The organism is Roseomonas sp. CAU 1739 (assembly GCF_039839775.1).
GTDB lineage: Bacteria > Pseudomonadota > Alphaproteobacteria > Acetobacterales > Acetobacteraceae > Neoroseomonas.
Genome location: NZ_JBDOQQ010000010.1, coordinates 51,516 through 76,851, shown reverse-complemented (window position 1 = coordinate 76,851; position 25,336 = coordinate 51,516). Strand labels below are relative to the sequence as shown.

The following is a 25,336-nucleotide window of genomic DNA, read 5'->3' as shown; positions in this document are numbered from 1 at the left end:
GGCCCATAGCCCGGTGGTGGCGTGATTCGGCGGGCGACGCCCCATGCGCGACGATGGGGTGGTCGCGGTGGGATGGAGAGGGGCTCTGCCCCTTTCCGAGGCGTCCGGCGTCCCGCCCTACGCCGCCACCTTCACCAACCCGTCCGGCCGGAGCCGGTAGCCGAAGCGGTGGGCGAGCGACAGCAAGTGATACGCCGCCTTGAAGGCCAGCACCGGCATTTGCCGGTTGGCGTTCACATGCACGTCGCCGGCCAGCAGGCTGACCAGCCCTTCGCGCATGCGGAAGCGGTTGGACGGGTTCATGAACATGTCCCGCAGCACCGGCGTATTGATCCGGTAGATCAGCCAGGACAGCGACCCGATGGCGCGCTTTACCTTGCGTTCGAAGGCACGCGCCATTGGCGCGGCGCGGGCAGGGTCATCCAGCCAGGTATCCGCGACATCGGCACCCATCTCCGCGCTCGCCATCGCCAGCAGCACGCCGGAGGAGAACACCGGGTCGATGAAGGCGTAGGCGTCGCCCGCCATCAGCCAGCCATCGCCATGCATGACCTTGGATGCGTAGGAGTAGTTGCCGGTGGTGGTGACGTCGCTGACCAGCTCCGCGCCCTCGATCCGGCGCGCGACCGAGGGCACGGCCCGCAGCGTGTCCAGGAAGAAGTCCCGCGCCTCCCCGCGCCGGCGCTTGAAGAAGCCGGGATTGCTGACGACGCCGATGCTCATGACGTCGTCGGGTAGCGGGATCATCCAGAACCATCCCTCGTCGAACAGGTGGATGGTGATGTTGCCGTCCTCGGCCTCGCCAAAGGGTGCGACGCCGCGGAAATGCCCGTACAGCGCGCCGGTGTTGTTGTGCGGGTTGCGCGCCTTGCTGCCCATCGTCGCGGCCAGCACGGTGTCGCGGCCGGAGGCGTCGATCACGAAGCGTGGGCGGAAGCCGTGCAGGGTGCCGTCCTCCCCGCGAGCGGTGACGCGATGACCGGCGCGGGCATCCAGCGTCACGTCCAGCACGCGCATGCCCTGCCGCATGTCGGCGCCGGCTTCCCGGGCGCGGCTGAACAGCACCTCGTCGAACTCGCTGCGCCGCACCTGGTAGGCGTAGGTGTAGTCCTGGTTCAGCCCGGCGGCGAAGGAGAAGGCGGTATGCTTGCCGTGTTCGTCCGAGACGAAGCGCGCGCCGGGCTTGTGCACGCCGATCGCGGCCATGCGGTCCGCCACGCCGAGCGTCTCGAAGATGCGCAGGTTGAGCGGCAGCAGGCTCTCCCCGATATGGAAGCGGGGATGGTGGTCCTTTTCGAGCAGCACGACATGCCGGCCCTTTTCCGCCAGCAGCGTGGCCGCGGTGGCGCCGGCAGGCCCGCCGCCGATGATCAGAACGTCGCAGGACGTCGCGTCCGGCGCGGTGTCAGGGGTATCGAGAGGCATGGTCCTGTGTCGGGCTCCGGTCCCGCGATAGTGTAGCACATCATTCCAGACGGTTTCCCGTGACGGACGCAACTGCCCCGACCCCTGAATTCCTGGTGGCGGTGATCCCCGCCTATCAAGAAGCCGCGACGATCGCCGATGTGGTGACGCGGCTGCGCGGCACCGTGCCTGGGCTGGCGGTGCTGGTGGTCGATGACGGGTCGTCGGATGGCACGGCCGGGATCGCCGCGGCGGCGGGCGCGTTGGTGCTGGGCGGCGCTGCCAACCAGGGCAAGGGCGCGGCGCTGCGCCTGGGCATGCGCGCGGCGCTGACGCGCGAGGCAGGCTTCGTCGCGACACTGGACGGCGATGGCCAGCACCGGCCGGAGGACCTGCCGCGGCTGCTGGCATTGGCTGCGCCCGACCGTATCGTCATCGGGTCCCGCCGCGGCGCGCCTGGCCAGCCTGCGGCGCGGCGGCGGGCCAACCGGGTGGCGGATTTCTGGATTTCCTGGGCCGCGCGCCATCCGGTGGCCGACAGCCAATCGGGCTTCCGCATCTATCCGGCGGCAGCCCTGGCCGATCTGGCGCGCTACGAAGGCCGCGCGCGGGGCTTTTCCTTCGAAAGCGAGATCCTGATCGACGCGGCGCGGGCGGGGATCACGACCGCCGCGGCCGATATCCCGGCGCTGTACGGCGCGGCGCTGCGCCGGGCGAGTCATTTCAGGCCCGTTGCGGATATCGCCCGGATCGTCATCATGGTTGCCGGCAAGCTGCTGGCGCGCGGCATGGACCCGGTCGGGCTGTGGCGCAGCCTGCGGCCACCAGGTCAGGAGAAGCGGGATGCTCCATCGACGTGACATGCTGCGCGGCGGGATGCCGATGCTGGTGGCAGTGGGCGCGAGCCTCGGTCTCGGCGCCTGCCGCGAGGCGCCGATCTACGACAGCGTGGGCGGGCAATTCGTCGGCAACGGCAACATGGCGGAACGCGAATCGCAGATCCGCCGCGCCGCCGCGACGCAGACCGGCTGGACCATCCAGCCGGTGCGCTACGGCCTGCTGCGCGGAACGAATGTGTGGCGCGACCACCAGATGGTGGTGGATATCGCCTTCGACGTGCGGACCTTTTCCATCCGCTACGTCAACAGCGTGAACCTCGACTACAACGGTGTGCGCATCCACTCCGCCTACAACGACCGGGTGCGGGCGCTGGAGGCGGCGATCCTGCAGACCCCGCCGAATGCCATGAGCCGCGCCGCGCCGGCCGCGCGGACACCCGAAACCGTGCTGGGGCCGACCGCGAGTGCCAGGTCCCGCCGGCTGAGCGAGGGTGTCTCGGCACTGCCGGTCGGTGCCGTGCCGGACCCCGCCGCGATGCCGGCGGGCCAGACGTACTGAACGGCCGGTTCCGCTACGCCATGCCGCCGTTGATCGACACCGTCTGCCCGCTGATGTAGCCGGCGCGTTCGGAACACAGGAAGGCAACGAGGTCCGCCACCTCCTCCGGTCGGCCAAGCCGCTTCGCCGGGACGATCTGCTTGACCACCTCCGGCGCCACGGCGCCGGCGATGGCCGGGCTGTCGATCAGTCCGGGGGCGACGGCGTTCACCGTGACGCCGCGCGGCGCGCATTCCATCGACAAGGCGCGCACGGCACCGATCAGCCCGGCCTTGGCGGCGGCATAGTTCGCCTGGCCACGATTGCCCATGATGGCCGACACCGAGGACATCGCCACGATCCGCCCATGCCGCGTGCCCATCATCGGCAGCAGCAGCGGGCGCGCGACGTGGAAGAAGCCGTCGAGCGATACGGCCATGACGCGGCGCCACTGCGTCTGCGTCATCGCCGCCATGGGCACGTCGTCGTGGATGCCGGCATTGTGCACCAGCACCTGGATCGGGCCGGCTTCGAGCAGCGCGTTGCAGGCGGCCAAGGTGGCGTCGTGGTCCGTCACGTCGAAGGATGCGGGGGTGCCGCCGATCTCCGCCGCGAGCGCCGTGGCCCCATCCGCATTGGCATGCGCGTGCACGACCACCGCGCAGCCATCGCGGGCCAGGGCACGGCAGATCGCCGCCCCGATCGGGCTGGCGCCGCCGGTGACGAGGGCGCGCCTCATCCGACCGCGCAGACGGGTCCGGCCATGTCGCGATGCGCCGACAGGTCATGGATCGTCGCATCCGGCCCGCACAGCGCGCAGGCCGGGTCGCGCTTCAGCCGTACGGTGCGGAACCGCGCATCCAGCGCATCCCACAGCAGCAGGCGGCCCTTGAGCGGGTCGCCGATGCCGATGATCAGTTTCAGCACCTCGGTCGCCTGCAAGGTGCCCATCACGCCGGTCACCGCACCCAGCACGCCGGCCTCCGAACAGGTGGGCACCAGCCCCTCGGGCGGTGGTTCCGGGTGCAGGCAGCGATGGCAGGGGCAGGTACCGTCATGCCCAGCGAAGACGGACAACTGTCCTTCGAAACGCAGCACCGCCGCGCTGACCAGCGGCCGGGCCAGCAGGTGGCATGCGTCACCGAGCAGGAAGCGCGTGGCGAAATTATCGGTCCCGTCGCAGATGACGTCGTAGCGCGGGATCAATTCCTGCGCCGCATCGGCGTCCATGCGACGGGCGTGCACCTCGACCACCGTGGCGGGGTTCAATGCGTGCAGCGTCTCGGCCGCGCTTTCGGCCTTGTTGCGGCCGATGCGGGCAGTGGTGTGGGCAACCTGGCGCTGCAGGTTGGACAGTTCCAGCCGGTCGTCATCGACCAGTCCGATCGTGCCGACGCCGGCCGCCGCCAGGTACAGCGACAGCGGCGATCCCAGCCCGCCGGCGCCGACCACCAGCACCCGCGCCGCGCGCAGCCGCGCCTGGCCGATCGCGCCCACTTCCTGCAACAGGATGTGGCGAGAGTAGCGGTGCAGTTCAGCCTCGGTGAAATCCAGCTCCATGGGCGGGATATGGGCGCGCCGTACACCTCAGCGCAAGCCAGCGCTTGCGGGGCGGGCCAACCCCGCGCGATATGCGCCGATGGACGGGGAGGATCTGATCCGGCGGCTCGCTGTCGCGCTCGCGATCGGGTTGCTGGTGGGCGCCGAGCGCCATTGGCGGGAGCGTGACGCCTCGCCGGGGCAGCGCACCGCCGGGGTGCGCACCTTCGCGCTCATCGGTCTCGCCGGTGGCATCGTCGCCGCGCTGGCCGGTCCCGCCGGCCCGCTGGGTGGTGCGCTGCTGATCGGCGCCGGGCTGGTTTCCCTGGTCGCCGTGCTGCTGCCTTTCGCGCTGCGTGAGGCCGAGGCCGAGGGCAGGTTCAGCGCCACCAGCCTGGTCGCCGCCATCGCGACCTATGCACTCGGCGCGCTGGCGGTATCGGGGCAGGGCCAGGCGGCCGGCGCGGCGGCGGTGGCGATGACCGCGGTGCTCGCCGCGCGCGAATCGCTGCACGGGCTGATGGCGCGCATCACCTGGGCGGAGATGCGATCCGCCATCCTGCTGCTGTCGATGACGCTGGTGGCGCTGCCGCTGGTGCCCGATGAACCGGTGCGCTGGCTGGCGGGCGTCAATCCGCACAAGGCCTGGATGCTGGCGATCCTGCTCGCGGGCATCTCCTTCCTCGGCTACCTGGCGGTGAAGCTGGGGGGCGGGCGGCGTGGCCTGCTGCTGGCCGGTGCGGCAGGCGGCCTGGTGACCTCGACCGCGGTGACGCTGGCCAATGCCGCCGCGTCCATGCGGAACGGCCCGGCGCGAGGGCTGGCGGCCGGCGCGCTGGTGGCGGGGACGGTGTCATGCCTGCGCACCGTGGTGCTGGCGTTGCTGGTGGCGCCGCAGGTCGGTCGGTTGCTGTGGCCGGCGCTGATCGCCGCGGCAGTGGCGATGGGTGCGATGGCGCTGACGCTGTCGCTGCGCGGCACGACCGCCGAAGACAGCCCGAATCCGCCTGCCAACCCCTTCGAGATTGGCCCCGTGCTGCGTATGGCGGCGTTGCTGGCCGGCGTCGGGGCGCTGGCGAGGCTGGGCGCCGAATGGCTTGGCAGCGCGGCGGTGATCATCATCGCGGCGGTGACCGGCCTGACCGACGTGGATGCCATCACCCTGTCGGTGACGCAGTTGGTGCCGGCGACCATCACGGCTGCGCTCGCGGCCCACGCGATCGCCGTGGCGGTAGCGAGCAATATCGTCGCCAAGGCGGTCTATGCCGCGGCGCTGGGCAACCGGGCCTATGGCCGGTCCTACGTCATCGGCTCGCTGCTCGCCCTGTGTGCGGGCGGCGTGGTGCTGCTGGCGACGCTGCGCTGAAGCAGGCTGCGTGTGGCTGGCCTGCGTCAGGCGCGCGAGGATGCGCGGCTGATCACACGACCGGAGCGGTGTTCGTGAGCGCGGCCGAGCGCCAACCGATCGTGATGGTGTCAGCCGGCCACCTGGCTTCCGGCGACGGCCATCGGGGCGCGTGGCGCGGCGTGGCCGGGTGGCAGCACGCGTGCGGTGAGCGCCCAGGCAATGGCGAGCGCCGGCAGCGCCCAGGCGCCGTTCGGCATCAGTCCGGAGACGGCGAACAACAGCGGCAGCGCGGCGGCGGCGTAGGCGGCGGCCACATTGCCGGTGAGATCGAAGATGGCAAGGCCCGTAGCCGCCATGGTCAGGCTCCAGATGCCGATCAGGATGAACATCAGTCGTGTCCCGCGCCGTTGCCGCCGCATGGTGGCGCCAGGCCGGTTAAGGCGCGGTTACGCCGCGGGGCGGCGGGACCCATCCCTGTCGACCGAAACGGCGCGCGCGAAGCCGCGACTGTCATGGCATTCCAAGGCGGGCCGGTTCCTGGCGGGAACAGCGGGGGCGCCGCTTCTCGCATCACGCGTGGGCGGTCGCCCACAAGGCGAAGGATTCATCGCGCACCACCCGCGCCGTCGCGAACCCCGCGCGCCGCAGCGCGACCTCCAGCGTGCGGGCGGTGAAGCCGGTCCGATGCGCCATGAAGTGATTGCCCGCCGCGATCGCCGCGCCATGGCCGAACAGCATGTCGAGCGGCGCGATCGGCCCGGCCGGGGACACATAGGCCGGTTCGTCCAGCCGGTCCTGCGCCACAAGTTCAGCCGCGCGTTGCAGGTCCGGCATTGTCACCAGCGCAAAGCCGCCTGGCCGCAGGACACGGCGGAACTCGGTCAGCGCCAGCGGCACTTCATGCGCGAACAGATGTTCGAGGTTGTGTGCCGACCACACGGCATCGACGCTCCTGCTGCCCACCACCGCCATATCGGTGATGGACGCGACGATATCCGGTGCGACGCCCGGATCGATGTCGAGCCGGACCTCCCGCCAGTCGCCCGGTGTGAAGAAGGCGGGTGGCAGCTTGCGTGGATCGGCCATGCCGCACCCGACATGGAGCACGGTGCGCAGCGCCGCAGGGGCCTCGACAAGCAGGGTCATGGGGTGTCTCCGTCAGGCGGCCTGCGGCAAAGGTGCCTGCAGGCCCGAAAGATACGGCTCGGCGCGGGCCGCGCCGCTGCGCCGGTCGTGGTCCGCCAGCAGCCGAAAGACGATGTCGTAGGCGCCATACGCATCGTGCAGGATGGCCGCCATCGCCAGCAGTTGGCGGTCAGACAATGCATCGAGCCGCGTCAGGTCCCGAATGAACACCGCATCGGCCCAGACCAGTTGCCCGAGGCCCGCATAGGGGTCGTTGTTCACCATCATCGGCCGCACCGCGCGGGATACTTCCGGGAAGAAGCGGTGCAGGACGAAGCCACGCCCGCGCAGGAACAACTCCATTTCGCTGAACAGCGGCTGGCCCTTGTAGAGCGGCAGGAACTCGACTTCCGCCTGGATCACCAGCACGTCGCGCAGGCGCGCCTCGGCATGGCGCAGGACCATCAATTCCGCGCCCTGGATGTCGAGCTTCAGCAACTCCGTCCCCACAGCCTCCGGCACGTCATCGAGCCGTACTGTGTCGACGGCTTCGGTCGCCAGCACGCGACCCCATTCAGGAAAGCCGTGGAACAGCGACAACACGGCCGGGTCGGGCTCCAGCAACGATGTCATCCCCGGGGCCTGGCAGATGTGCAGGACGTGCCGCGCGCCATCGCCGACCGCATGCGGGAAATAGCACTCAAGCGGCCCCTTCCGCTGTTCCAGAACCGCGAGTGCGGCGCGGTTCGGCTCGAAGCCCACCACCTCGGCATCGCCGGCGCGCAGCATGGCGGCATAGGGCGGGTCGGAATCGATCGGGTTGGCGCCGATGTCGACCACCTTCACGCGCGGCGCGGCACCGCCCGTCAGGGCCTGGAAGGATTGCATGCGCGGCTGCCTCCTGCAGCGGGAAACCCGCGCAGACTGACGCCCCAGGCATTGCGGATTGGTTGACGCGGGCGGGGACCTTCACAGGCGCGCCGGTTCCGGGGAACCTGCCGCCACGGGGAAACACCAGGACCGCGCCATGACCGCTGCCGACCGCCTTCGCGCCCGCCTTGCCGCGGGTGGCATCCTCTCCGCCCCGGGCGCGCCGGATTCGCTCGCCGCGCGGCTGGTCGAACGCGCCGGCTTCGAGGCGATCTACATGACCGGCTTCGGCGCAACCGCGTCACGCCTCGGGCGGCCCGATATCGGCCTGCTGACCCAGACCGAGATGACGACGCACGCCCGCGACATGGTCCGCGCCGTCACCATCCCGATCATCGCCGACGCCGATACCGGCTATGGCGGCCCCGCCAATATCGCCCGCACCATGGAGGAGTACGCCCAGGCCGGCGTCGCCGCCGTGCATCTGGAAGACCAGGTCGCACCCAAGCGCTGCGGGCAGCTTGCCGGCATTCGCCTGATCGACGCCGATGAAGCCGCGCGCCGTCTGCGCTGCGCCATCGCATCACGTCCGGCAGGCGGCCCGCTGGTGATCGGCCGCACGGATGCCATGCCGGCGATCGGCCCCGACGAAGCGATCCGCCGCGCCCTGATGTACCAGGATGCCGGCGTGGACCTGGTGTTCGTCGATGGCATCAAGCGCATCGAGGAGGTGGAGATCGTCGCCCGCCGCGTGCCCGGCCCGAAGGTCGTCAGCATCGTCGATGGCAACGAGACGACCGCGCTGACGGCACGGATGCTGGAACAGATGGGCTTCGCCGTCGTGCTCTACGCCGTGTCGATGCTGTTCGCGGCGTCGAAGGCGATGGCCGAGGCACTGGCGGTGTTGAAGCGGGACGGCACGCCCGCCGCCGCGGCCGGCGCAATGATGACCTATGCCGAGTTCAGCGGCCTGGTGGACCTGCCAAGATTCCAGAAGCTGGACGAGGATTACGGCTGACCGAACCGCTCGATGCGGAAGGCGTCGAGCGGGATGTCGGTGTGCCCATCCACGACCAGCTCGGCCATGATCGCACCGATCCCCGGGCCGAGCTGGAAGCCATGGCCCGAGAAGCCGAAGGCGTGGAACAGGCCGGGCGTGGTGCGGCTGGGCCCGATCACCGGAATGCGGTCGGGCATCTGGCCATCGATACCAGTCCAGGACCGTATGATCTGCGCGCCGGCCAGCGCGGGCACGAGTTGCACCGCAAGCTGCGTCGCTTCCAGCGTCACCTCCGGCAGCGGGCGCGACCACGGTACCGACGCGTCGGATTCGCCATGCCCGCCACCCAGGATGACGTTACCGCGCGGGATCTGCCGCAGATAGACATTGCCGCCGACGACGCCGAGGTTCGGCTCGATGAAATAGGGCAACGGCTCGGTCACCGCCATGTTGGGCGACAGCGGCGCGATCGGCACCGCCTCGCCGAAGGCCTCGGCGACGGCGCCGCCCCAGAAGCCCGCCATGTTCAGCAGCACCGGGGCGGAGAAGGCATCGCCCACCTCGGTGCGCAGGGTGAAGCGCGCGCCGTCATGGGTGTGGGCGACGACCTCGGCATGCTCGCGGATATCGGCTCCGGCGGCGCGTGCCGCGTTCGCCAGGGCCGGCGCAAGCAAACGCGGATTGGCCGCACCATCCTCCGGCGCGAAGGACCCCGCCACGACCTTGGGGCCGAGCCAGGGATACTCCCGATGGATCGCATTGCGCCCGACCATGCGCAGTGGCAGATCATGCTGCTTGGCGACATCGAGATAGGCGATGAGCTCGGCCTCTTCCGCGTCCGTGCGCGCCAATTTCAAATGGCCGGTGACGGTGAATTCCGCATCGGTGCCGACCAGTGTGCCGAGCCGTCCCCATATCTCACGCGACAGCCGCGCGATCGGCAGTTCCGCCGGATTGCGTCCCTGCTGGCGCACACCGCCGTAGTTCACGCCGGACGCCTGGCCACCGACCAGCCCGCGTTCCAGCAGGATCACCCGCAGCCCGCGCTGCGCAAGGTGCAGCGCCGCCGAACAGCCTGCGCCACCGCCACCCTGGATCAGCACGTCGCAGGACGTGGTCATGGCGCGGCCTCCGCCAGGATCGGGATGGGCTTGACCGGCGGCTGGCCGCGCAGCCGGCCGATCTCGGGCACGGTGCAGCCCAGTTCGGCCGCGAGGATTTCCGCAGCCGCCGCGCCGCAGACACGACCCTGGCAACGGCCCATGCCCACGCGCGTGAAGGCCTTGGCGCGGTTCATCTCGGGGGCCGGGCCGGTGGCGGCCTCGGCGCGCGCGGCGGCACGCAGTTCGCCCGCGCGCAGGCCTTCGCAGCGGCACAGTAGTGTGTCGTCCGCCATGCCGCGCACGAGGTGCGCGGGGAAGGGAAAAGCGCGTTCCAACGCGGCACGAAAGCGAGCCTGCGCGGCGATGCGGCGATCCAGCATCACCGTCTGGATCGGGTCGATGCGATGCCCGGCATCTTCCAGCAGTGCGAGCGCAGCGCGCGCACCGGCGACCTCGGCAACCTCCGCACCGCCAATGCCCGCACCGTCACCCGCGAGGTAGATGCCCGCGACAGGCGTGCGGCCGGCACCATCACGCACCGGCACCCAGTTGGATTGCACGGCATCATGGCGAAAGGGCACGGCGGCGAGGTCGGCAAGCTGGGCTTCCGGCTTCAACCCCCAGCCCATGCCGACGGCGTCGCATGCGGTGCGGTGGTCGCGGCCCTTCGCGTCGCGCCATGTCACCGCCGCCACGCCATCGGCATCGCCTTCGATGGCAAGTGGCGTGATGCCCTCGGCGATGCGGATGCCGCGCCGGCGCAGCCAGGCGGTATAGTACAGCCCCTTGGCGAAGGTCGCGCCGCCGAGCAGCAGTCCGGCTGCCTGTCGCGCCTTGGTGGCGAAGGGCGTGGTGTCGAGCACCGCCGCCACATCGGCCCCCGCCTTCGCATACTGATACGCCACCAGCCACAGCAGCGGGCCACTGCCGAGGAACACCACGCGGCTGCCGATCGCACAGCCCTGCGTCTTCAGCGCGATCTGCGCCGCGCCCATCGTCGTCACGCCTGGCAGCGTCCAGCCGGGAATGGGGATCACGCGATCCATCGCGCCGGTGCAAAGGATGGCGGCGTCATAGGCCAACTGATCCTGCCGGCCGCGCGACAGCGTGCTGAGCTGCTTCGCGCCGGGGCGGATGTGCCAAACCAGCGTGTCCGGCCGCCAGTCGCTGCGCGGCTTCAGCGCATCGAGCGTGTCATGCAGCGCCGTTGCGCGCTTCGCCTCGAAGCCATAGAGACTGCGCGCATCGCGGGCGAGGCCCGGTGGTGGTCGTTGGTAGATGCGGCCGCCACCGTCCGGCGCCTCATCGATCCAGACCGGCGAGACGCCCGCGGCCACGAGCCGTTCCACGGCGCGCACCCCGGCGGGGCCGGCGCCGACCACCGCGACCTTCATCCGCGCCGAACCTCCATCCCGTCCTGCGCCAATGTCGCGCAGGCGCGCACCCGGCCGAGACCTTCGACCACCACCCAGCAATCCTGGCAGGCGCCCATCAGGCAGAAGCCGGCACGCGGGCCGTCGCCGAACTCGCTGTCGCGCAGATGCCCCGCGCCAGCGGCGAGCAACGCGGTCAACAGCGTGTCGCCTTGCTGCGCGGCGACGGGCGCGCCTTCCAACGTCAGCGCGATGCGCGGACGCTGCGCGTCGCGCAGGCGAACCAGCTTCACAGCGTATCCTCATGCCGGCAATTCACCAGCAGTTCGGCGACCGTGGCGTTGTTCGGCAGGCGCAGGACGGATTCGATCAGCGCGGCGACATCCTCCGGCCGTGACATGGTGTCGCGCGACACCTTCGTCACATGGGATGTCATGTCGGTATCGACGAAGCCCGGACAAACGGCGGTGGCACGGATGCCGTGTTCCCAGCCCTGGCGGCGAACTTCCTGCGTCAGCGCCATCACCGCGAACTTGCTCATCGCATAGCCGATATTCTCGTTGCGCACGCGCTTGCCCGAGAGCGAGGAAATGTTCACCACGCGGCCCTCGCCGGATGCGACCAGATGCGGCCAGGCGGCGCGGATCACGCGCATCGGTCCCTTCGCATTCACCGTCCACATGGCGTCGAAATTCGTCTCGTCGGCGTCGAGCATCGCGGCACGCGGATTGATGCCCGCGGCATTCACCAGCGCATCGATGCGACCGTGACGGGCGATGGTGGCGGCAACCCAGGCCTCGGCGCTGGCCGGGTTGGTGGCCTCGAAGACTTGCCCCGCCAGCCGGTCATGCGACGGCAACCGCGACGGATCACGCACCCCCGCGCTGACGACGTAGCCAGCGGCGAGCAGTCTTTCGGTCACCGCGCGCCCGATGCCACGCGCGGCGCCGGAGATCATTGCAACGCGGCCGTGCGGATCCATCATGCGGCAATTTCCTCGGCACGGTGACAGGCGATCATGCGGCCGGACGCGCCGGGCAGCGGCCGCAGCGTGGGCACCGCATCGGCGCAGGCCGGTTGCGCCATCGGGCAGCGCGTGCGGAACACGCAGCCGGAGGGTGGGCTGGCGATGCTCGGCACCTCCCCCGCCAAGGGTGCCGCCGCCGCACCGCGATGGCGCAGCGACGGCGTCGCCGCCAGCAGCGCCCGCGCATAGGGATGTGCCGGGGCGCGAAAGATCTCCGCCGCCGGGCCTTCCTCCATCACCAGACCGAGATACATCACCACGACGCGGTCACACAGATGCCGCACCACATGCAGGTCGTGGCTGATGAAGACCAGCGCGAGGCCGAGTTCCGCCCGCAGATCCGCCAGCAGGTTCACCACCTGCGCCTGGATCGACACGTCCAGCGCCGAAACGGGCTCGTCCGCCACGATGAAATCCGGCTGCGTCGCCAGCGCGCGCGCGACCGCGATGCGCTGGCGCTGTCCGCCGGAGAATTCATGCGGCAGTCGCTTCGCATGGTCGGGATCGAGTCCGACCTGGCGCAGCAGCGCGGCAACGCGTTCCTGCGCCACGGCACCCTGCGCCAGCCCATGGATCACCATGCCGTCGGCGATCTGCGCGCCCACCGTGCGCCGCGGATCGAGACTGCCATAGGGGTCCTGGAAGACCATCTGCATGCGCCGCCGCAGCGCGCGCAGTTCGGCAGCGGGGACCTTCGCGAGGTCGCGATCCTCGAACAGCACGCGCCCGCCGGTCGGCGGCATCAGTCGCAGCAGCAGCCGGCCGAGAGTCGATTTACCGCAGCCGGATTCACCGACGACGCCAACCGCCTCGCCGCGACGCAATTCGATATCGACGCCGCGCAGCGCCATCATCGCGGTGCCACGGCTGAAGAACCCACCACGACGATGGAAGGCGCGGGTCAGCCCCTCGCCACGCACCAGCGGGGCTGTCATGCGACCTCCCTCCAGCGCAGGCAGCGCGCGCTGCGGTGTGGCGCGACATCCTCCAGCGCCGGCGCGGCCGCGGCACAGGCGGGCTGCGCCATGGCGCAGCGCGGCGCGAAGCGGCAACCGGGCGGCATCGCCCAGGGCTGCGGCACCGTGCCGGGAATGGCGGACAGCCGTTCCGCATCGCCTTCCGGCGTGCTGGCGATCAGCGCGGCGGTGTAGGGATGGCGGGGCGCGGCGAGCACCTCGGCAGCGGGACCTTCCTCCACCACCTCGCCGCCATACATGACGGCGACGCGGTCGGCGATCTCCCCCACCACGGCGAGATTGTGCGTCACGAAGACCATCCCCATGCCGCCTTCCGCATCCTTTAGCGCCTGCAGCAGTGCCAGGATCTGCGCCTGCACGGTGACGTCCAGCGCCGTGGTCGGTTCGTCCGCCAGCAGCAGGCGCGGGTGGTTGGCGATGGCGGCCGCGATCATCACGCGCTGCCGCTGCCCGCCCGACAATTCGTGCGGATAGGCCATGGCGGCGCGTTCCGGATCGGGCAGGCCGACCTGGCGCAGCAGGGCGACGACGCGGTCATGCAGCCCATCGGTCGTGCCATGGGCGCGCAGGCTCTCGGCCACCTGGCTGCCGATGCGCAGCAAGGGGTTCAGGCTGCTCGACGGGTCCTGGAAGATCATCGCCAGATCACGGCCACGCAACGCGCGCAAATCAGGTTCGCGCAGGCGCAGCAGGTCGCGCACGCGTCCGTCGCGGCCAGTCAGCAGGATACTGCCGGCGACCGGCTTCACCGCCGCCGGCAACAGACCCATCACCGCGAGGCCCGTGAGTGTCTTGCCCGACCCGCTCTCGCCAACGATGGCGAGTGTCTCGCCCGGCGCGAGGCTGAAGGATACGTCGCGGACCACCGTGACCGGCCCCTGCGGCCCCGGCACCTGCAGCGTCAGCCCCTGCACCGTCAGCAGGCCCGGCGCGTCTGCCATCGCCGGTGCCGGCGGCAGCGCGAAGACACGGCCGAGGAAGCCCGGCCGCCCCGTCGCCCGCCCGCGCGGGTCGAGCACGTCGCGCAGCCGGTCGCACAGCAGGTTCAGCACCAGCACCGTGCCGGTCAGCGCGAGGCACGGCCAGAACAGCAGCAGCGGCGCCTGTTCCATTGCCGCCCGCGCGCCGCGGATCATCAACCCCCAGGATGGCGACGGCGGCACCACGCCAAGCCCGAGGAAGGACAGGCCGCTTTCCAGCAACATCGCCGAGGCGACGGTCAGCGAGAACTGCACGATCAGCGGCGTGGCGATGTTGGGCAGCACGGTCAGCGCAAGGATGCGCCGCGTCCGCGCGCCCAGCGCCTGCTGCGCTGTCACGTAGTCGAGCGCGCGCGCCGACAGCGTCTCGGCATAGGCAACGCGGGCGAAGCCGGGCGCGAACAGGATGGCGAGCGAGAAGATCAGCGTCCCCGCGCCAGGGCCCAGCAGCGTGACCACCAGAAGGGCCAGCAGCAGCGGCGGGAAGCACAGCACGATCTCCGCCATGCGCACGGTGAAGAATTCCACCACCCCACGGAAATAGCCGCCGAGGATGCCGAGCAGAGTGCCGGCCACCGCCGCCGCGGCCGTTGCCGCGAAGGCCACGGACAGCGATACCCGCGCACCCCAGATGATGCGCGACAGCACGTCGCGCCCATATTCATCCTGGCCAAGCCAATGCAGCGCGGACGGCCCGGTCAGGCGGTTGGCGACATCCTGCCGCACCGGATCGGCCAGCGGCAGGATCGGCGCGGCGATCGCCAGCAGCACGATGGCCGTGGCCAGCAGCACGGGCAGGATCAGGCTGCGCAGGGCGGCGTGGCGCATCAGCCGTGCCGGACGCGCGGGTCGATCACCGCATAGAGCAGGTCGACCAGGAAATTCAGTAGCACGAACAGCGCTGAGATGACGAGCACGATGCCCATCACCTCCGGATAGTCGCGCGATTCGACGGAGCGCACGAGGTAGCCGGACAGGCCCGGCCAGTTGAACACGAATTCCACCAGCACGGTGCCGCCGAGCAGCGAGCCGAGATGCAGCGCCACCACGGTCACAACCGGCGTCAGCGCGTTGCGCAACACATGGCGGCGGATGATCCCGGCGGGCGAGACGCCGCGTGCCTGCGCGGCACGGACATGGTCGCGTTCCAGCACCTCAAGCACCGAGGCGCGCATCACGCGGAACACCACCGCACCGAGCCCGACCGCGATGGTCCCCGCCGGCATCAGCAGCAACAGGATGTGCCGGCCTGGATCGCGCGCGAAGGGCACGTAGCCACCCGCCGGCACGAGCTTCAATTGCTGCGCCAGCACCAGCACGGTCAAAGTGCCGACGACGAAGACGGGGATGGACAGCGCCAGCCCGGCCCAGGCCGTCAGCACGCGGTCCAGTGAACCGCCCGCGCGCAGTGCCGCCGCGACGCCCAGCGGCACGCCGAAGACCAGCGCGATCAGCCCTGCCGCGCCGACCAGTTCCAGCGTGCGTGGCAGGCGCAGTGCGATCTCGTCCACGATCGGGTGCTCATCCTGCAATGCCAGGCCGAAATCCCCGCGCAGCAGGCCGCCCATGTAGTCCAGGTATTGCGTCCATAGCGGCAGGTTCAGCCCGAGCCGGTCGCGCAGTTCTTCCACCGCCGCCGGGTCCGGGGCGATGCCACCTTGCGAGAGCAGCAGCTCCGCCGGATCGCCCGGGATCAGATGGATCACCAGGAAGACCAGCGAAGCCACCGCCCAGACCAGGCCGACCGAGACGATCAGGCGGCGTGCGGCGAAGGCGAGCAAGGCGTCAGGCCACGCTGGTCGTTTCGAAGGTCAGGCCGGAATAGAAGGTCAGTGCTCCCGGCAGGTTCGTGAAGCCCGTCACCTGCTTGCGCATGGCATAGCCCTGGCTGCGCCAGGTCAGGCCGACCATCGGCGCCTGTTCGATGGCAATGCGTTCGACCTCGCGATAGATGTCGCGACGCTTCGCCTGGTCGAATTCGGCACGACCGGCGGCGAGCAGCTCGGTGATGCGGTCGATCTTGAGGTTGAAGCTGCGGACGTAGGATGGCGCGAGCGAGCCATCAATGAAGCTGGCGATGCCGTCGGGGTCGTTGCTGTCGGCGGCCGTGCCCATCACCGCGACATCGTACTGGCCGCGATTGCCGATCGCCACGCGCGTCGCCCAGTCCGGCATGTTCAGCTCGGCGCGGATGCCGACGGCGGCGAGGTGCTGCTGCACCACCTCCGCCGTATCCTTGTGCATGCCGTACTGCGCGGTGGACAGCAGCGAGCAGGAGATGCCGCCGGTATGGCCGGCCTCGGCCAGCAGGCGCTTGGACAGGTCGGGATCGTACTTCCAGCCATCCTTGAATTCGGCGTTGTAGAAGGGGCTGGACTCCGCGACGGGCAGCTGCTGAAGCGCCGAGCCACGGCCAAAGAAGGCGGCGCGCACCAGCTCGTCGCGCTTGATGGCGTGGGCGACGGCCTTGCGCACGCGCGGGTCGTTGAAGGGCGGGCGCGACCCGTTGAACACCAGGAACATGAAGGCGCCATCGACGGTGTCGAGGCTCAGCGCCGGATCGGCGGCGATCGCATCCATCGACTGCCAGGGTACATATTCGATCAGGTCCACATCGCCCGAGCGAAGTGCCGCGACGCGCAGGTTCTCATCGGCATAGGCGATGGCGCGGATGCGCCTCAGCTTGGGCAGGCCGGCGCGATGGAAGCCGGTGAAGGGTTCCAGTTCCAGCGAGACGCCCCGTTCCTGCGCCTTGATCATGAACGGTCCGGCGCCGACGAAGGTCCCGCGCGGCGAGTTCCGCGAGATGATCGGCAGATGGTAGGACGCCATCATGATCGGCAGCGTCGCCACCGGGCTTTTCAGGATGATGCGCACGGTGCGGTCGTCCGGCGTCTCGACCCGTTCCACGCCTTGCATCTCGGCGCGGAAATAGGCGGTGGAGCGTTCGGCGGCGATCTGCTCGATGGTCCACTTCACATCGGCCGAGGTGACCTTCTCGCCGTTCTGGAAGCGGGCATCGCGCAGCTTGAACTCCCAGCCCTGGGTGCCGATTGGCTGCCAGGATTCCGCGAGTTCCCCGCGCAGCGCGCCATCCGGCGCGTAGGAGGTCAGGCCGCGATAGATCATCAGCTTGATGGTCGCGGCGGCCGTGCCGGTGTTCTGCCAAGGCTGGATGCTGGGCGGGAAGGATGACAGGCCGAAGGTCAGCTCACCCGGCGTACCGGCGCGGGCACTGGGGGCGCGCAGGAAAGGCAGGCTTGCGGCGCCGGCCATGGCGGCGCGGCGGGAAACGGTCGGACCCATGCTCAGCACTCCTGTTTCTTGTTGCCCAGACGAAGCCTTGGTTCACCCAGCGTAGCGGTAGATGTCGCGTGCCGTCTTCTGCCCGATTGCACCCTCGGCCAGGTCGCGCGCCACGGCAGCGGTGTCGCGCTTGTCCGGCGGGCCATAACCGCCGGCACCAGGGCTGACCACGGCGAACCACTGGCCGGCCTTCAGCACGGCGTTGTCCTTGTCGAAGGTCACGCCGGGTCCGCATTCGATGGCGCCGTGGCCGCCGGCGCCGCCGCCGAGCAGCCCCCAGGACTGCGACGACAGGCGGGACACATCCACGCGCACGCGGCAATCGGCGTCGGCGCGATAGACGCGGCGCAGGCCCATGCCGCCGCGGAACTGGCCGACACCACCGGAATCATCGACCAGCTCGTAGCGCAGCAGCGTCAGCGGGTATTCGATCTCCAACGCCTCGACCGGCAGGTTCGATGTGTTGGTGACGTGCACATGCACGCCGTCCAGCCCATCCTTGGTCGCGCGGGCACCAGCGCCGCCGCCCATGGTCTCCAGGTAGACCCAGATGGCGCCATTGTCCTCGCGCTGCCCGATGAAGGTGGCAACGGTGCAGACGGAATTGGAACAGGCCGTTACGCGGTCGGGGACAGCTTGCGCCAGGGCGCCGATGATCAGGTCGGACACGCGCTGGCAGGTCTGCACGCGGCCATTGACCGCCGCCGGATGGGAGCAGTTCAGCACGGTGCCATCCGGCGCGGTGACCGTCAGCGGGCGTGCCAGCCCGGCATTGGGCAGGATGGTCGGATCGACCACCGATTTCACGACGTAGTAGGCAGTCGCGGCGAGTGCGGTCCAGGTCATGTTCAGCCCGGCGCGCAGTTGCTTGGGGCTGTCGAAATGCAGCGCCATCGCGTCGCCCTGGATGGTGACTCGCACCTTCAGCGGCAGCTGCTCGGTGACCTCGGTGCTCTCGAAGACATCCTCGAAGGTCCAGCTGCCGTCGGGCATGGCGGCGATACCGCTGCGCATCTTGCGTTCGGCGTAGTCGAGCAGCGCCGCACCTGCAGCCAGCACCACCGCCGTGCCGTACTTCGCGCACAGCGCCTGGAAGCGCTGCACGCCGACGCGGTTCGCCGCCATCTGGGCGCGCAGGTCGGACAGGCGTTCGCGCGGCACCTGGCAGTTCAGCAGGATGAGGTCCAGCACATCCTTCTGCAGTTCCCCGGCGCGATACAGTCGCACCGGCGGGATGCGCAGGCCTTCCTGGTAGATGTGCGCGTGCCCGCGATCGGCGAAGTCGGAATGGTGGGCGAGGTTCACCGTCCAGGCGACGATGGCGCCATCGACGAAGATCGGCTCGGCCAGCACGATGTCGGGCAGGTGGGTGCCGCCGCCCTCATAGGCGTCGTTGCCGACGAAGACGTCGCCGGGCTGCATCTCCTCCACCCGGTGCTTCTTCATGATGTGCGGCACGATGCCGATGAAGGACCCGAGATGGATCGGGATGTGTTCCGCCTGGCACAGCGTGTTGCCCGCGGTGTCGAACAGCGCGGTCGAACAGTCCCGCCGTTCCTTGATGTTCGTCGAATACGAAGCGCGGATCAGCGCCTCGCCGGTCTCCTCGACGATGGAGGAGAGCGCGGCGCCGATCACCTCGACGGTGATGGGGTCCAGCACGGGGGCGTGGGTGGCCGGAGCGTCGTTCATGCCGTCACCTCCAGGATCAGGTTCAGATAGGCATCCACGCGGGCATGCATGCCGGGCAGCACGACGGTGGTGGTGTCCATCTGCTCGACGATGGCGGGGCCGGTGAACAGGTTGCCCGGTGCGAGCTTCTCGCGACTGTAGATCGGCGTGTGGACGAAGGCGCCGGCCTCGGGGAACCACACGTCGCGTTCACCGATGATGGCACCCGAGGCATCGGGGCCGGCATCGGGGTACGATTTCAGTTCCGCCTTCTTCACGCGGCCGGTGGCTTCCAGGCGCAGCGTGACCAGCTGCACCGGCTCGCCCTCGGCGATGAAGCCGTAGCGCTGCTTGTGCGCCTCGGCGAAGTCTTCGGCCAGCGTGTCGATGGTCGCCGCTGTCACCGGACCCTCGGGCAGCGGCACGGCGAGCTCGTAGTTCTGACCGGCGTAGCGCATGTCCGCGGTGCGGGTCATGTGCTGGTCGGGTGAGGCGATTTCTTCGTGACGGAACCACTCCTCGGCCCGCGTCGCCAGCCCGTCGAAGGCGGCGGCCACGTCGCCGACCGACTCCGCCGTTGCCGGCAGCAGCTTGGTCGCGGCGAAATCGGCGCGCAGGTCGGTCAGCAGCAGCCCCATGGCGCAGAGGATGCCAGGATAGGGCGGCACCAGCACGCGCTTCATGTCGAGTTCGCGCGCCAGCCGCGCCGCATGCAGCGGGCCCGCGCCGCCGAAGGCCATCAGCGTGTAGTCGCGCGGGTCGTAGCCACGCTGCACGGAAATCACGCGGATCGCGCGCGCCATGTTGGCGGTGACGACCGAGATGATCCCCTGCGCCGTCTCCATCACGCCAAGGCCGAGCTTCTCGGCCAGCCGTGCGATCGATGCTTTGGCCAGATCCTGCCGCACCTTCATGCGGCCGCCCAGCAGATAGACCGGGTTCAGCGTCTGCAGCACGACATTGGCATCGGTCGTCGCCGGTTCCGTGCTGCCGCGGTCGTAGCAGACCGGACCCGGATCGGCGCCGCAGGACCGCGGCCCGACCTTCAGCAGCCCGCCGCCATCGATATAGGCGATGGACCCGCCGCCGGCGCCGACCGTGTGGATGTCGAGCATCGGCGCCTTGATCGGATAGCCATGCACCATGGCCTCCGAGGTCAGCTTGCAATGCCCGCCATTGAGCAGCGCCACATCGGTGGAGGTGCCGCCCATGTCGAAGGTGATCAGATCGGGGAAGCCCGCGACGGCGCCGATCGCCTGCGCGCCGACCACGCCGGTGGACGGGCCGGACAGCACCGCGCGGACCGGCATCTCGGCCGCCGTGCCGAAGCCGATGACGCCGCCATTGGACTGCGTCAGGTGCGGTGTGGCGGTCATGCCGAGGTCGCGCAGCCGCGGCGTCAGGCGCTCGATGTAGTTGCGCATGACCGGGCCGAGATAGGCGTTCAGCACGACGGTCGACAGCCGCTCGAATTCGCGGAATTCGGGGGCGATCTCGTGGCCGGCGCTGATGAAGACGTCGGACATTTCCTCGCGCAGGATGGCGACCGCGCGCTGCTCATGTTCCGGCCGGATGAAGCCATACAGGAAGGAGACGGCGATCGCCTTCACCCCCGCTTCCTTCAGCGCCTTCGCCGCCTCGCGCATGCGCGCCTCGTCCAGCGGCAGATCGATGCGGCCGTCATGGCGCACGCGTTCCGGGACTTCCTGGCGCAGGTCGCGGCTGACCAGCGTGGGCGGCTTGTCCGCCTGCATGTCGTACAGGTCTGGGCGCTTCTGGCGGCCGATCTCGAGCAGGTCGCGGAAGCCATCGGTCGTCACCAGGCCGGTCTTCACGCCGCGATGCTGGATCAGCGCGTTCGTCGCGACCGTGGTGCCATGGCCGAAATACGCGACCGGCGCGCCGGGCTGCGCGGCGTCGGGGGCGACGCGGCGCATGCCTTCCTCGACGCCCTGCGCGATGCCACGGGAGGGGTCATCGGGTGTGGAGGAGACCTTCCACACCTCGACCCGGCCCTCCTCCTCATCGAAGAGGCAGACATCGGTGAAGGTTCCGCCCGAATCCACGCCAACACGCCAACGGGCCATGAAGCTGCTTCCCTTCGCGGATGATCGCGCCTTGCGCGGTGTGACTATCCTGTTGCATTTCGCCGCTCGGCAAGCCCTTATTCCTTCCAGCGAGAGGCAGAAACGCATTTTTTCTCTCTGCGGAAATTTAATGGCCGATTGGGAAGGAAATGCCGCGCGTGTCGGAAATACTCCATGAACCCGCCATTGGTGGCGTCAGCCGCGCCTTCGGCCTGCTGCGCCTGCTGGGCGACAGCGGCCCCGGCGGCACCCGCCTGACCGAGATCGCCAGCCGCGCCGGCCTGCCGCGCCCATCCGTCCACCGCATGCTGCGCGCCCTGGCTGCCGAAGGCGCGGTCGCCTTCGATGCACGGTCCAAGCGCTACACCCTCGGCCTCGGGCTGTTCCTGCTGGCGGCGCGGGCGGGCGATACGCTCGGCCTGCGCGAACTGGCGCGGCCGACGCTGCTGCGGCTGACCGCGTCCCTGGGCGAGACGCTCTTTCTGCTGGTCCACAACGGCTATGATGCCGTCTGTATCGAACGCAGCGCCGGGCCACTTCCTATCCGGTCCTTCACCGGGGACATCGGCGGGCGCGTGCCGCTCGGCGTCGGGCAGGGATCGGTGGCGATCCTCGCCTTCCTGCCACCCGGCGAACGGGATGAGGTGATCCGCCACAACCTGCCGCACATGCGCCAGATTGGCGGGCCGGATGAGGCCTCCCTGCGCGCCGAACTCGCGCAGGTCCGCCGCGACGGCTTTTGCGGCGGTGCGGCCGGGCTGATCCCTGGCATGGCCGGGCTCGGCGCGCCGATCCTGGATCAGGACGGGCGTGCCGTGGCGGCCATCTCGATCGGCACCACCACCGACCGGCTGACGCCCGAACGCCGGGCGGTGATGGCTGAGATGCTGAAGCGCGAAGCCGCGGCGATCGGGCGCGGGATCAACCCCTTCGACCCATCGCTGCGGCGTGCCGGCGCGGCGATGGAGGTCGGGTAGTGACCCGTGCGGCGTTGAGCGGGATGGCTGCCATGCGCGGGCAGTGAGGAACCGGAAGGGGCAAGGCCCCCTTCCGCCTTCCCTTCCTTTGCGCATCCCGGCCGGAGCCCCTCCAACCAGCCCCTCGCTATCGCTCCTCCATGGCCGTTGCGAAGAAGTCGTCCGGCGCATCGACCTCGACCAGCCGCCCACGCTCGATCAGCCAGAACCGGTTGCCGACATTCCGCACGAAGCGACGATCGTGGGACACGAGCAGGCAGGCCGCCTCGCCCCGGTTGAGTTCCCGCTCCAGCGCCTCCTGCCCCTCGATATCCAGGTGGTTGGTCGGTTCGTCGAGGACGTGGAAGTTCGGCTGCTCCAGCCGCAGCACCAGCATGGCGAGCCGCGCGCGCTGTCCACCGGACAGCACAGAGACGGGGCGGGATTGCTGTTCAACCGGAAAGCCCGCGCCGGCCAGCAGTGAGCGGATGCGCTGCTCGCCGACCTGGAATCGGCCGGCGATCACCTGCTGCAAGGTTTCTTCGGGCCGCAGATGGCTCAGCGTCTGGTCGCAGATGCCGGGGATGATCGACGGGTTGCAGCGGATGCCTTCGTACGCCTCCCCGCGCATCGCCCGCGTGACGAGGTCGAGCAGGCATGACTTGCCAGACCCGTTCCGGCCAAGCAGCACGACCCGGTCGCCCGGATGCACCCACAGCCTCTCCGTGGTGAACAGGCGCTGCCCGTCGGGTGCCGTCACCCGCACCTCGTTCATCGCCAACAGCACCTTGGCGTCGGTACCGCTCTCCGCCAGCCGGATGGTCCCGGCCGAGCCCTCGCGATGCGCCGGACGGGCCGCGGACTCGATGCGATCGGCACGGTCCTTCAACTGCCGGGTCTTCACCGTCAGCAGGTCCGACCCGGAATTGACGCCGATGTTGTGGAGCTTCGCGGCCTGGCGGCGCAGCTGGTCCGCCTGGCGCAGGTCGGTCTCATGGCGCCTGGCCGTCGCGGCATCCCAGGCATCCAGGCTGGCGCGCGCCGGGGAATACGGCAGCGCGAAATCCACCGAAGCCTCGCCGCGCAGGAACAATGTCCGGCCGGTGACGGCATCGAGGAATGCTCGGTCATGACTCGCGATGATGACCGCGGTGTCCTTCGGCAGCGCGGCGATCCAGCGTTGCAACTGCCCGATCCGCTGCAGGTCGAGATGGTTGGTCGGTTCGTCCATCAGCAGGATGTCGGGTTCGGTCAGCCAGGCGCGAGCGAGCAGCGCCATCCGCTGCCAGCCGCCGCTGAGTTCACCGAGCGGGCGATCCCACAGCGTCGCGGGGATTTCCAGCGCCTCCAGCGCGACATCGGCGCGCCAGGCCTCCCAGGCGCGGCTGTCGGCCGGCAGTTCCTGCAGCACCACATCGCGGATCGGCAGGGCCAGCAGGTCGGTGCCGGGATCCTGCAGCATCAGCGTGACGCGGGTGTTGCGCGCGAACCGGCAACTGCCCTCGGTCGGCTCCGCCAGGCCGGCCAGGCATCGCAGCAGGGTCGATTTGCCCCGCCCATTGGAGGCAACCAGCCCGATGCGGTCGCCCGCCTGGACGGTGAGATCGAGGCCGGAAAACAGTTGCGCGCCCAGCGTGATGCCGAGCGATTGGATGGAGATCAGGGACACGGTGTTGTCTTCCTCGGTCCCGGCCGCACCAAGGGTGCGGGCGCGGAACGGGTGTTCCGGGTATGAGCCGACCGGGAAGAAGGACGCTTGGGGTCCGTGCCCTGATCAGCCCTGCAAACGCATTTGCAGGGCGGCGACAGGCCCGCGCTGGCGATAGTGCCGGAAGAAGGTCACGCGGCCCCCGTGTATCTGGTGCCAATTGCTGAGGTAGCGAAACTAGCGGCGTGTGCCCGCGCGAACAAGTCGAACGCGGCCATCAATCAGGCAAGCCGCGAACCATGCACGTGACTCGCCTTCCAGGGAGCGCCTGGCGTTCGGAAACCTCGACCTGGAACCGCGCTCCGGAGGTGGAAACGATCCCGGCAGGCCGGATCTGGGGCAATCCGGCAACCCTTGGTCTCGGGCGCCAACGGATCGCGGTCCAGGAGCCCGTTGGCTCCTGGCGGGGTGGTCCGGAGGGGCGGCGCCTCTCCGCTACTCCGTCGTTCCCGATGCAAACCTTCCCCCCGCTCCCCGCCCCGCATAGGCTTTCAGTCAAATCGTCCGGGGAGACAACGCCATGACCACACGCCGCATCCTGATTGCCGCTGCCGGCGGCCTGCTCGCCGCGCCGCGCCTAGCGCGTGCCGCCTGGGAGCCGTCGCGTCCGATCCAGCTCATCGTCGGTTTTCCGCCCGGCGGCGGCGCCGATCTCGCGGCCCGTGCGGCCGCCGATGCCTCGGCGCGCTTCTTCCCCACGCCGCTTGTCGTCATCAACCGCCCGGGCGCCGGCGGGGCGATCGCCGCGCAGCAGATGACCACGACGCCGGCGGATGGGCTGAACCTGCTGGTCAATGGCGGCAGCGAGAGCACGTCCCTGCCGGCCTTCCGCGACGTGCCCTATGACCCCAAGCGGTCGTTCCGCGCCATCATCCGCCTGACGCGCCAGCCCATGCTGATCGTCGCCAAGCGTGGCGGCCGCTACGGCGACCTGCCTTCGGTGGTGGAAGCGGCGAAGCGGGCGCCGGGGACCATCCCGCATGCATCATCGGGCATCGGGTCGATCTACCACGCGGTCTTCGTGCTGTTGTCCCAGGCGGCGGGGATCGAACTGCTGCACATCCCCTATACCGGCGGCGCACCGTCGCTGCAGGCGTTGCTCGCCGGTACGGTCGAACTCGCCGTGCTGGCGCCGGAGGAGATGGCCGGCCTCGCCCAGGCCGGGGAGGTCAAGCCGCTCGCCGTCGCCTCGGCCGAACGCATCCCCGCCTATCCTGACGTGCCGACAATCAAGGAACTCGGCTGGGATGTGGTGGCGGAGAACATGAAGGGCCTCGCCGCCCCGGCCGGGTTGCCGGATGATATCGCGACGTCCCTGCATGACCGCTTCCGCCGCGGGATGCAGGAACCGGGGTGGAAGACCTTCCTCGACCGCAGCGGGGCGATGGATGGCTATCTGGACGGGCCGGCGTTCCAGGCCGCGATGGACAGCGTCCTGGATGCGCTGCGGGCCAGCGTGCGTCGCCCGCCGGCCTGACGTGCTGC

Annotated in this window: 23 protein-coding genes; 6 read left to right on the top strand and 17 right to left on the bottom strand. The window is 69.8% G+C overall.

The annotated features are described in order from the left end of the window. Positions 1–117 precede the first annotated feature (117 nt). The gene (locus tag AAFN86_RS16990) at positions 118–1,425 is read right to left on the bottom strand and encodes an FAD-dependent oxidoreductase (RefSeq protein WP_347544552.1); all 1,308 of its coding nucleotides are present in this window, start codon (positions 1,423–1,425) and stop codon (positions 118–120) included. A 59-nt stretch (positions 1,426–1,484) separates the two neighbouring features. Here AAFN86_RS16990 and AAFN86_RS16985 point away from each other — a divergent pair, with 59 nt between their 5' ends. Both AAFN86_RS16985 and AAFN86_RS16980 read left to right on the top strand, forming a co-directional pair. Beyond that, entirely contained in the window at positions 1,485–2,264 is a 780-nt protein-coding gene (locus tag AAFN86_RS16985) for a glycosyltransferase family 2 protein (RefSeq protein WP_347544551.1), read from the top strand. Then, positions 2,248–2,802, top strand: coding sequence for a hypothetical protein (locus tag AAFN86_RS16980; protein WP_347544550.1), 555 nt, complete (start codon positions 2,248–2,250; stop codon positions 2,800–2,802). Before AAFN86_RS16985 ends, AAFN86_RS16980 begins: the two co-directional genes overlap by 17 nt. A gap of 13 nt (positions 2,803–2,815) precedes the next feature. Here AAFN86_RS16980 and fabG read toward each other — a convergent pair whose 3' ends face one another. After that, entirely contained in the window at positions 2,816–3,520 is a 705-nt protein-coding gene (gene fabG / locus AAFN86_RS16975) for a 3-oxoacyl-ACP reductase FabG (RefSeq protein WP_347544549.1), read from the bottom strand. Beyond that, on the bottom strand, positions 3,517–4,335 hold the full coding sequence (locus tag AAFN86_RS16970) for a HesA/MoeB/ThiF family protein (protein ID WP_408906609.1): 819 nt from the start codon (positions 4,333–4,335) through the stop codon (positions 3,517–3,519). The genes fabG and AAFN86_RS16970 overlap by 4 nt, the downstream gene beginning before the upstream one ends. A gap of 85 nt (positions 4,336–4,420) precedes the next feature. On the opposite strand from AAFN86_RS16970, the gene AAFN86_RS16965 reads away from it, so the two are divergent. After that, complete coding sequence (locus AAFN86_RS16965; protein WP_347544547.1) at positions 4,421–5,686, top strand: DUF4010 domain-containing protein; 1,266 nt, start codon at positions 4,421–4,423, stop codon at positions 5,684–5,686. Positions 5,687–5,796: 110 nt separating this feature from the next. On the opposite strand, the gene AAFN86_RS16960 is transcribed toward AAFN86_RS16965, so the two are convergent. The 3 genes from AAFN86_RS16960 to AAFN86_RS16950 form a co-directional block, all read right to left on the bottom strand. Continuing rightward, entirely contained in the window at positions 5,797–6,057 is a 261-nt protein-coding gene (locus AAFN86_RS16960) for a hypothetical protein (RefSeq protein ID WP_347544546.1), read from the bottom strand. 181 nt (positions 6,058–6,238) lie between these two features. Beyond that, positions 6,239–6,814, bottom strand: a complete 576-nt coding sequence (locus AAFN86_RS16955; protein ID WP_347544545.1) for a methyltransferase domain-containing protein — start codon at positions 6,812–6,814, stop codon at positions 6,239–6,241. 12 nt (positions 6,815–6,826) lie between these two features. After that, complete coding sequence (locus tag AAFN86_RS16950; RefSeq protein ID WP_347544544.1) at positions 6,827–7,681, bottom strand: FkbM family methyltransferase; 855 nt, start codon at positions 7,679–7,681, stop codon at positions 6,827–6,829. Between the two features lie 139 nt (positions 7,682–7,820). Between AAFN86_RS16950 and AAFN86_RS16945 the strand changes: the two genes are divergently transcribed. Continuing rightward, complete coding sequence (locus tag AAFN86_RS16945) at positions 7,821–8,681, top strand: isocitrate lyase/PEP mutase family protein (RefSeq protein ID WP_347544543.1); 861 nt, start codon at positions 7,821–7,823, stop codon at positions 8,679–8,681. Here AAFN86_RS16945 and AAFN86_RS16940 read toward each other — a convergent pair. Genes AAFN86_RS16940 through AAFN86_RS16895 form a run of 10 tightly spaced genes read right to left on the bottom strand, consistent with a single transcriptional unit; the run spans position 8,672 to position 21,187 of the window. Further along, positions 8,672–9,784: an FAD-binding oxidoreductase gene (locus tag AAFN86_RS16940; RefSeq protein ID WP_347544542.1), complete on the bottom strand. Its 1,113-nt coding sequence runs from the start codon at positions 9,782–9,784 to the stop codon at positions 8,672–8,674. The genes AAFN86_RS16945 and AAFN86_RS16940 overlap by 10 nt on opposite strands. Then, positions 9,781–11,160, bottom strand: a complete 1,380-nt coding sequence (locus AAFN86_RS16935) for an FAD-dependent oxidoreductase (RefSeq protein ID WP_347544541.1) — start codon at positions 11,158–11,160, stop codon at positions 9,781–9,783. Before AAFN86_RS16935 ends, AAFN86_RS16940 begins: the two co-directional genes overlap by 4 nt. Then, complete coding sequence (locus AAFN86_RS16930) at positions 11,157–11,432, bottom strand: (2Fe-2S)-binding protein (RefSeq protein WP_347544540.1); 276 nt, start codon at positions 11,430–11,432, stop codon at positions 11,157–11,159. Before AAFN86_RS16930 ends, AAFN86_RS16935 begins: the two co-directional genes overlap by 4 nt. Next, positions 11,429–12,124, bottom strand: a complete 696-nt coding sequence (locus AAFN86_RS16925; protein ID WP_347544539.1) for an SDR family NAD(P)-dependent oxidoreductase — start codon at positions 12,122–12,124, stop codon at positions 11,429–11,431. Before AAFN86_RS16925 ends, AAFN86_RS16930 begins: the two co-directional genes overlap by 4 nt. Further along, positions 12,121–13,101 carry an oligopeptide/dipeptide ABC transporter ATP-binding protein gene (locus AAFN86_RS16920; protein WP_347544538.1) on the bottom strand — a complete coding sequence of 327 codons (981 nt, stop codon included), beginning with the start codon at positions 13,099–13,101 and terminating at the stop codon, positions 12,121–12,123. Before AAFN86_RS16920 ends, AAFN86_RS16925 begins: the two co-directional genes overlap by 4 nt. Next, positions 13,098–14,951 carry a dipeptide/oligopeptide/nickel ABC transporter permease/ATP-binding protein gene (locus AAFN86_RS16915; protein WP_347544537.1) on the bottom strand — a complete coding sequence of 618 codons (1,854 nt, stop codon included), beginning with the start codon at positions 14,949–14,951 and terminating at the stop codon, positions 13,098–13,100. The genes AAFN86_RS16920 and AAFN86_RS16915 overlap by 4 nt, the downstream gene beginning before the upstream one ends. Continuing rightward, positions 14,951–15,904, bottom strand: a complete 954-nt coding sequence (locus AAFN86_RS16910) for an ABC transporter permease (protein ID WP_347544536.1) — start codon at positions 15,902–15,904, stop codon at positions 14,951–14,953. The genes AAFN86_RS16915 and AAFN86_RS16910 overlap by 1 nt, the downstream gene beginning before the upstream one ends. Before the next feature lie 4 nt (positions 15,905–15,908). Beyond that, complete coding sequence (locus tag AAFN86_RS16905; RefSeq protein ID WP_347544535.1) at positions 15,909–17,429, bottom strand: ABC transporter substrate-binding protein; 1,521 nt, start codon at positions 17,427–17,429, stop codon at positions 15,909–15,911. A 42-nt stretch (positions 17,430–17,471) separates the two neighbouring features. Then, positions 17,472–19,121, bottom strand: a complete 1,650-nt coding sequence (locus AAFN86_RS16900; RefSeq protein ID WP_347544534.1) for a hydantoinase B/oxoprolinase family protein — start codon at positions 19,119–19,121, stop codon at positions 17,472–17,474. After that, positions 19,118–21,187, bottom strand: a complete 2,070-nt coding sequence (locus tag AAFN86_RS16895; RefSeq protein WP_347544533.1) for a hydantoinase/oxoprolinase family protein — start codon at positions 21,185–21,187, stop codon at positions 19,118–19,120. The genes AAFN86_RS16900 and AAFN86_RS16895 overlap by 4 nt, the downstream gene beginning before the upstream one ends. A 158-nt stretch (positions 21,188–21,345) precedes the next feature. Here AAFN86_RS16895 and AAFN86_RS16890 point away from each other — a divergent pair, with 158 nt between their 5' ends. Continuing rightward, positions 21,346–22,164 carry an IclR family transcriptional regulator gene (locus tag AAFN86_RS16890; protein WP_347544532.1) on the top strand — a complete coding sequence of 273 codons (819 nt, stop codon included), beginning with the start codon at positions 21,346–21,348 and terminating at the stop codon, positions 22,162–22,164. Between the two features lie 127 nt (positions 22,165–22,291). On the opposite strand, the gene AAFN86_RS16885 is transcribed toward AAFN86_RS16890, so the two are convergent. After that, on the bottom strand, positions 22,292–23,812 hold the full coding sequence (locus AAFN86_RS16885) for an ABC-F family ATP-binding cassette domain-containing protein (protein ID WP_347544531.1): 1,521 nt from the start codon (positions 23,810–23,812) through the stop codon (positions 22,292–22,294). Positions 23,813–24,371: 559 nt separating this feature from the next. Between AAFN86_RS16885 and AAFN86_RS16880 the strand changes: the two genes are divergently transcribed. Next, the gene (locus AAFN86_RS16880; RefSeq protein WP_347544530.1) at positions 24,372–25,328 is read left to right on the top strand and encodes a tripartite tricarboxylate transporter substrate binding protein; all 957 of its coding nucleotides are present in this window, start codon (positions 24,372–24,374) and stop codon (positions 25,326–25,328) included. Positions 25,329–25,336: the final 8 nt, after the last annotated feature.

Excerpts from the sequence above, each read along its gene's own strand:
- AAFN86_RS16990 (WP_347544552.1), bottom strand. The coding sequence starts at position 1,425 with ATGCCTCTCGATACCCCTGACACCGCGCCGGACGCGACGTCCTGCGAC.
- AAFN86_RS16980 (WP_347544550.1), top strand. The coding sequence starts at position 2,248 with ATGCTCCATCGACGTGACATGCTGCGCGGCGGGATGCCGATGCTGGTG.
- fabG (WP_347544549.1), bottom strand. The coding sequence starts at position 3,520 with ATGAGGCGCGCCCTCGTCACCGGCGGCGCCAGCCCGATCGGGGCGGCG.
- AAFN86_RS16965 (WP_347544547.1), top strand. The coding sequence starts at position 4,421 with ATGGACGGGGAGGATCTGATCCGGCGGCTCGCTGTCGCGCTCGCGATC.
- AAFN86_RS16960 (WP_347544546.1), bottom strand. The coding sequence starts at position 6,057 with ATGTTCATCCTGATCGGCATCTGGAGCCTGACCATGGCGGCTACGGGC.
- AAFN86_RS16955 (WP_347544545.1), bottom strand. The coding sequence starts at position 6,814 with ATGACCCTGCTTGTCGAGGCCCCTGCGGCGCTGCGCACCGTGCTCCAT.
- AAFN86_RS16950 (WP_347544544.1), bottom strand. The coding sequence starts at position 7,681 with ATGCAATCCTTCCAGGCCCTGACGGGCGGTGCCGCGCCGCGCGTGAAG.
- AAFN86_RS16945 (WP_347544543.1), top strand. The coding sequence starts at position 7,821 with ATGACCGCTGCCGACCGCCTTCGCGCCCGCCTTGCCGCGGGTGGCATC.
- AAFN86_RS16940 (WP_347544542.1), bottom strand. The coding sequence starts at position 9,784 with ATGACCACGTCCTGCGACGTGCTGATCCAGGGTGGCGGTGGCGCAGGC.
- AAFN86_RS16935 (WP_347544541.1), bottom strand. The coding sequence starts at position 11,160 with ATGAAGGTCGCGGTGGTCGGCGCCGGCCCCGCCGGGGTGCGCGCCGTG.
- AAFN86_RS16925 (WP_347544539.1), bottom strand. The coding sequence starts at position 12,124 with ATGATGGATCCGCACGGCCGCGTTGCAATGATCTCCGGCGCCGCGCGT.
- AAFN86_RS16920 (WP_347544538.1), bottom strand. The coding sequence starts at position 13,101 with ATGACAGCCCCGCTGGTGCGTGGCGAGGGGCTGACCCGCGCCTTCCAT.
- AAFN86_RS16915 (WP_347544537.1), bottom strand. The coding sequence starts at position 14,951 with ATGCGCCACGCCGCCCTGCGCAGCCTGATCCTGCCCGTGCTGCTGGCC.
- AAFN86_RS16905 (WP_347544535.1), bottom strand. The coding sequence starts at position 17,429 with ATGGGTCCGACCGTTTCCCGCCGCGCCGCCATGGCCGGCGCCGCAAGC.
- AAFN86_RS16900 (WP_347544534.1), bottom strand. The coding sequence starts at position 19,121 with ATGAACGACGCTCCGGCCACCCACGCCCCCGTGCTGGACCCCATCACC.
- AAFN86_RS16895 (WP_347544533.1), bottom strand. The coding sequence starts at position 21,187 with ATGGCCCGTTGGCGTGTTGGCGTGGATTCGGGCGGAACCTTCACCGAT.
- AAFN86_RS16880 (WP_347544530.1), top strand. The coding sequence starts at position 24,372 with ATGACCACACGCCGCATCCTGATTGCCGCTGCCGGCGGCCTGCTCGCC.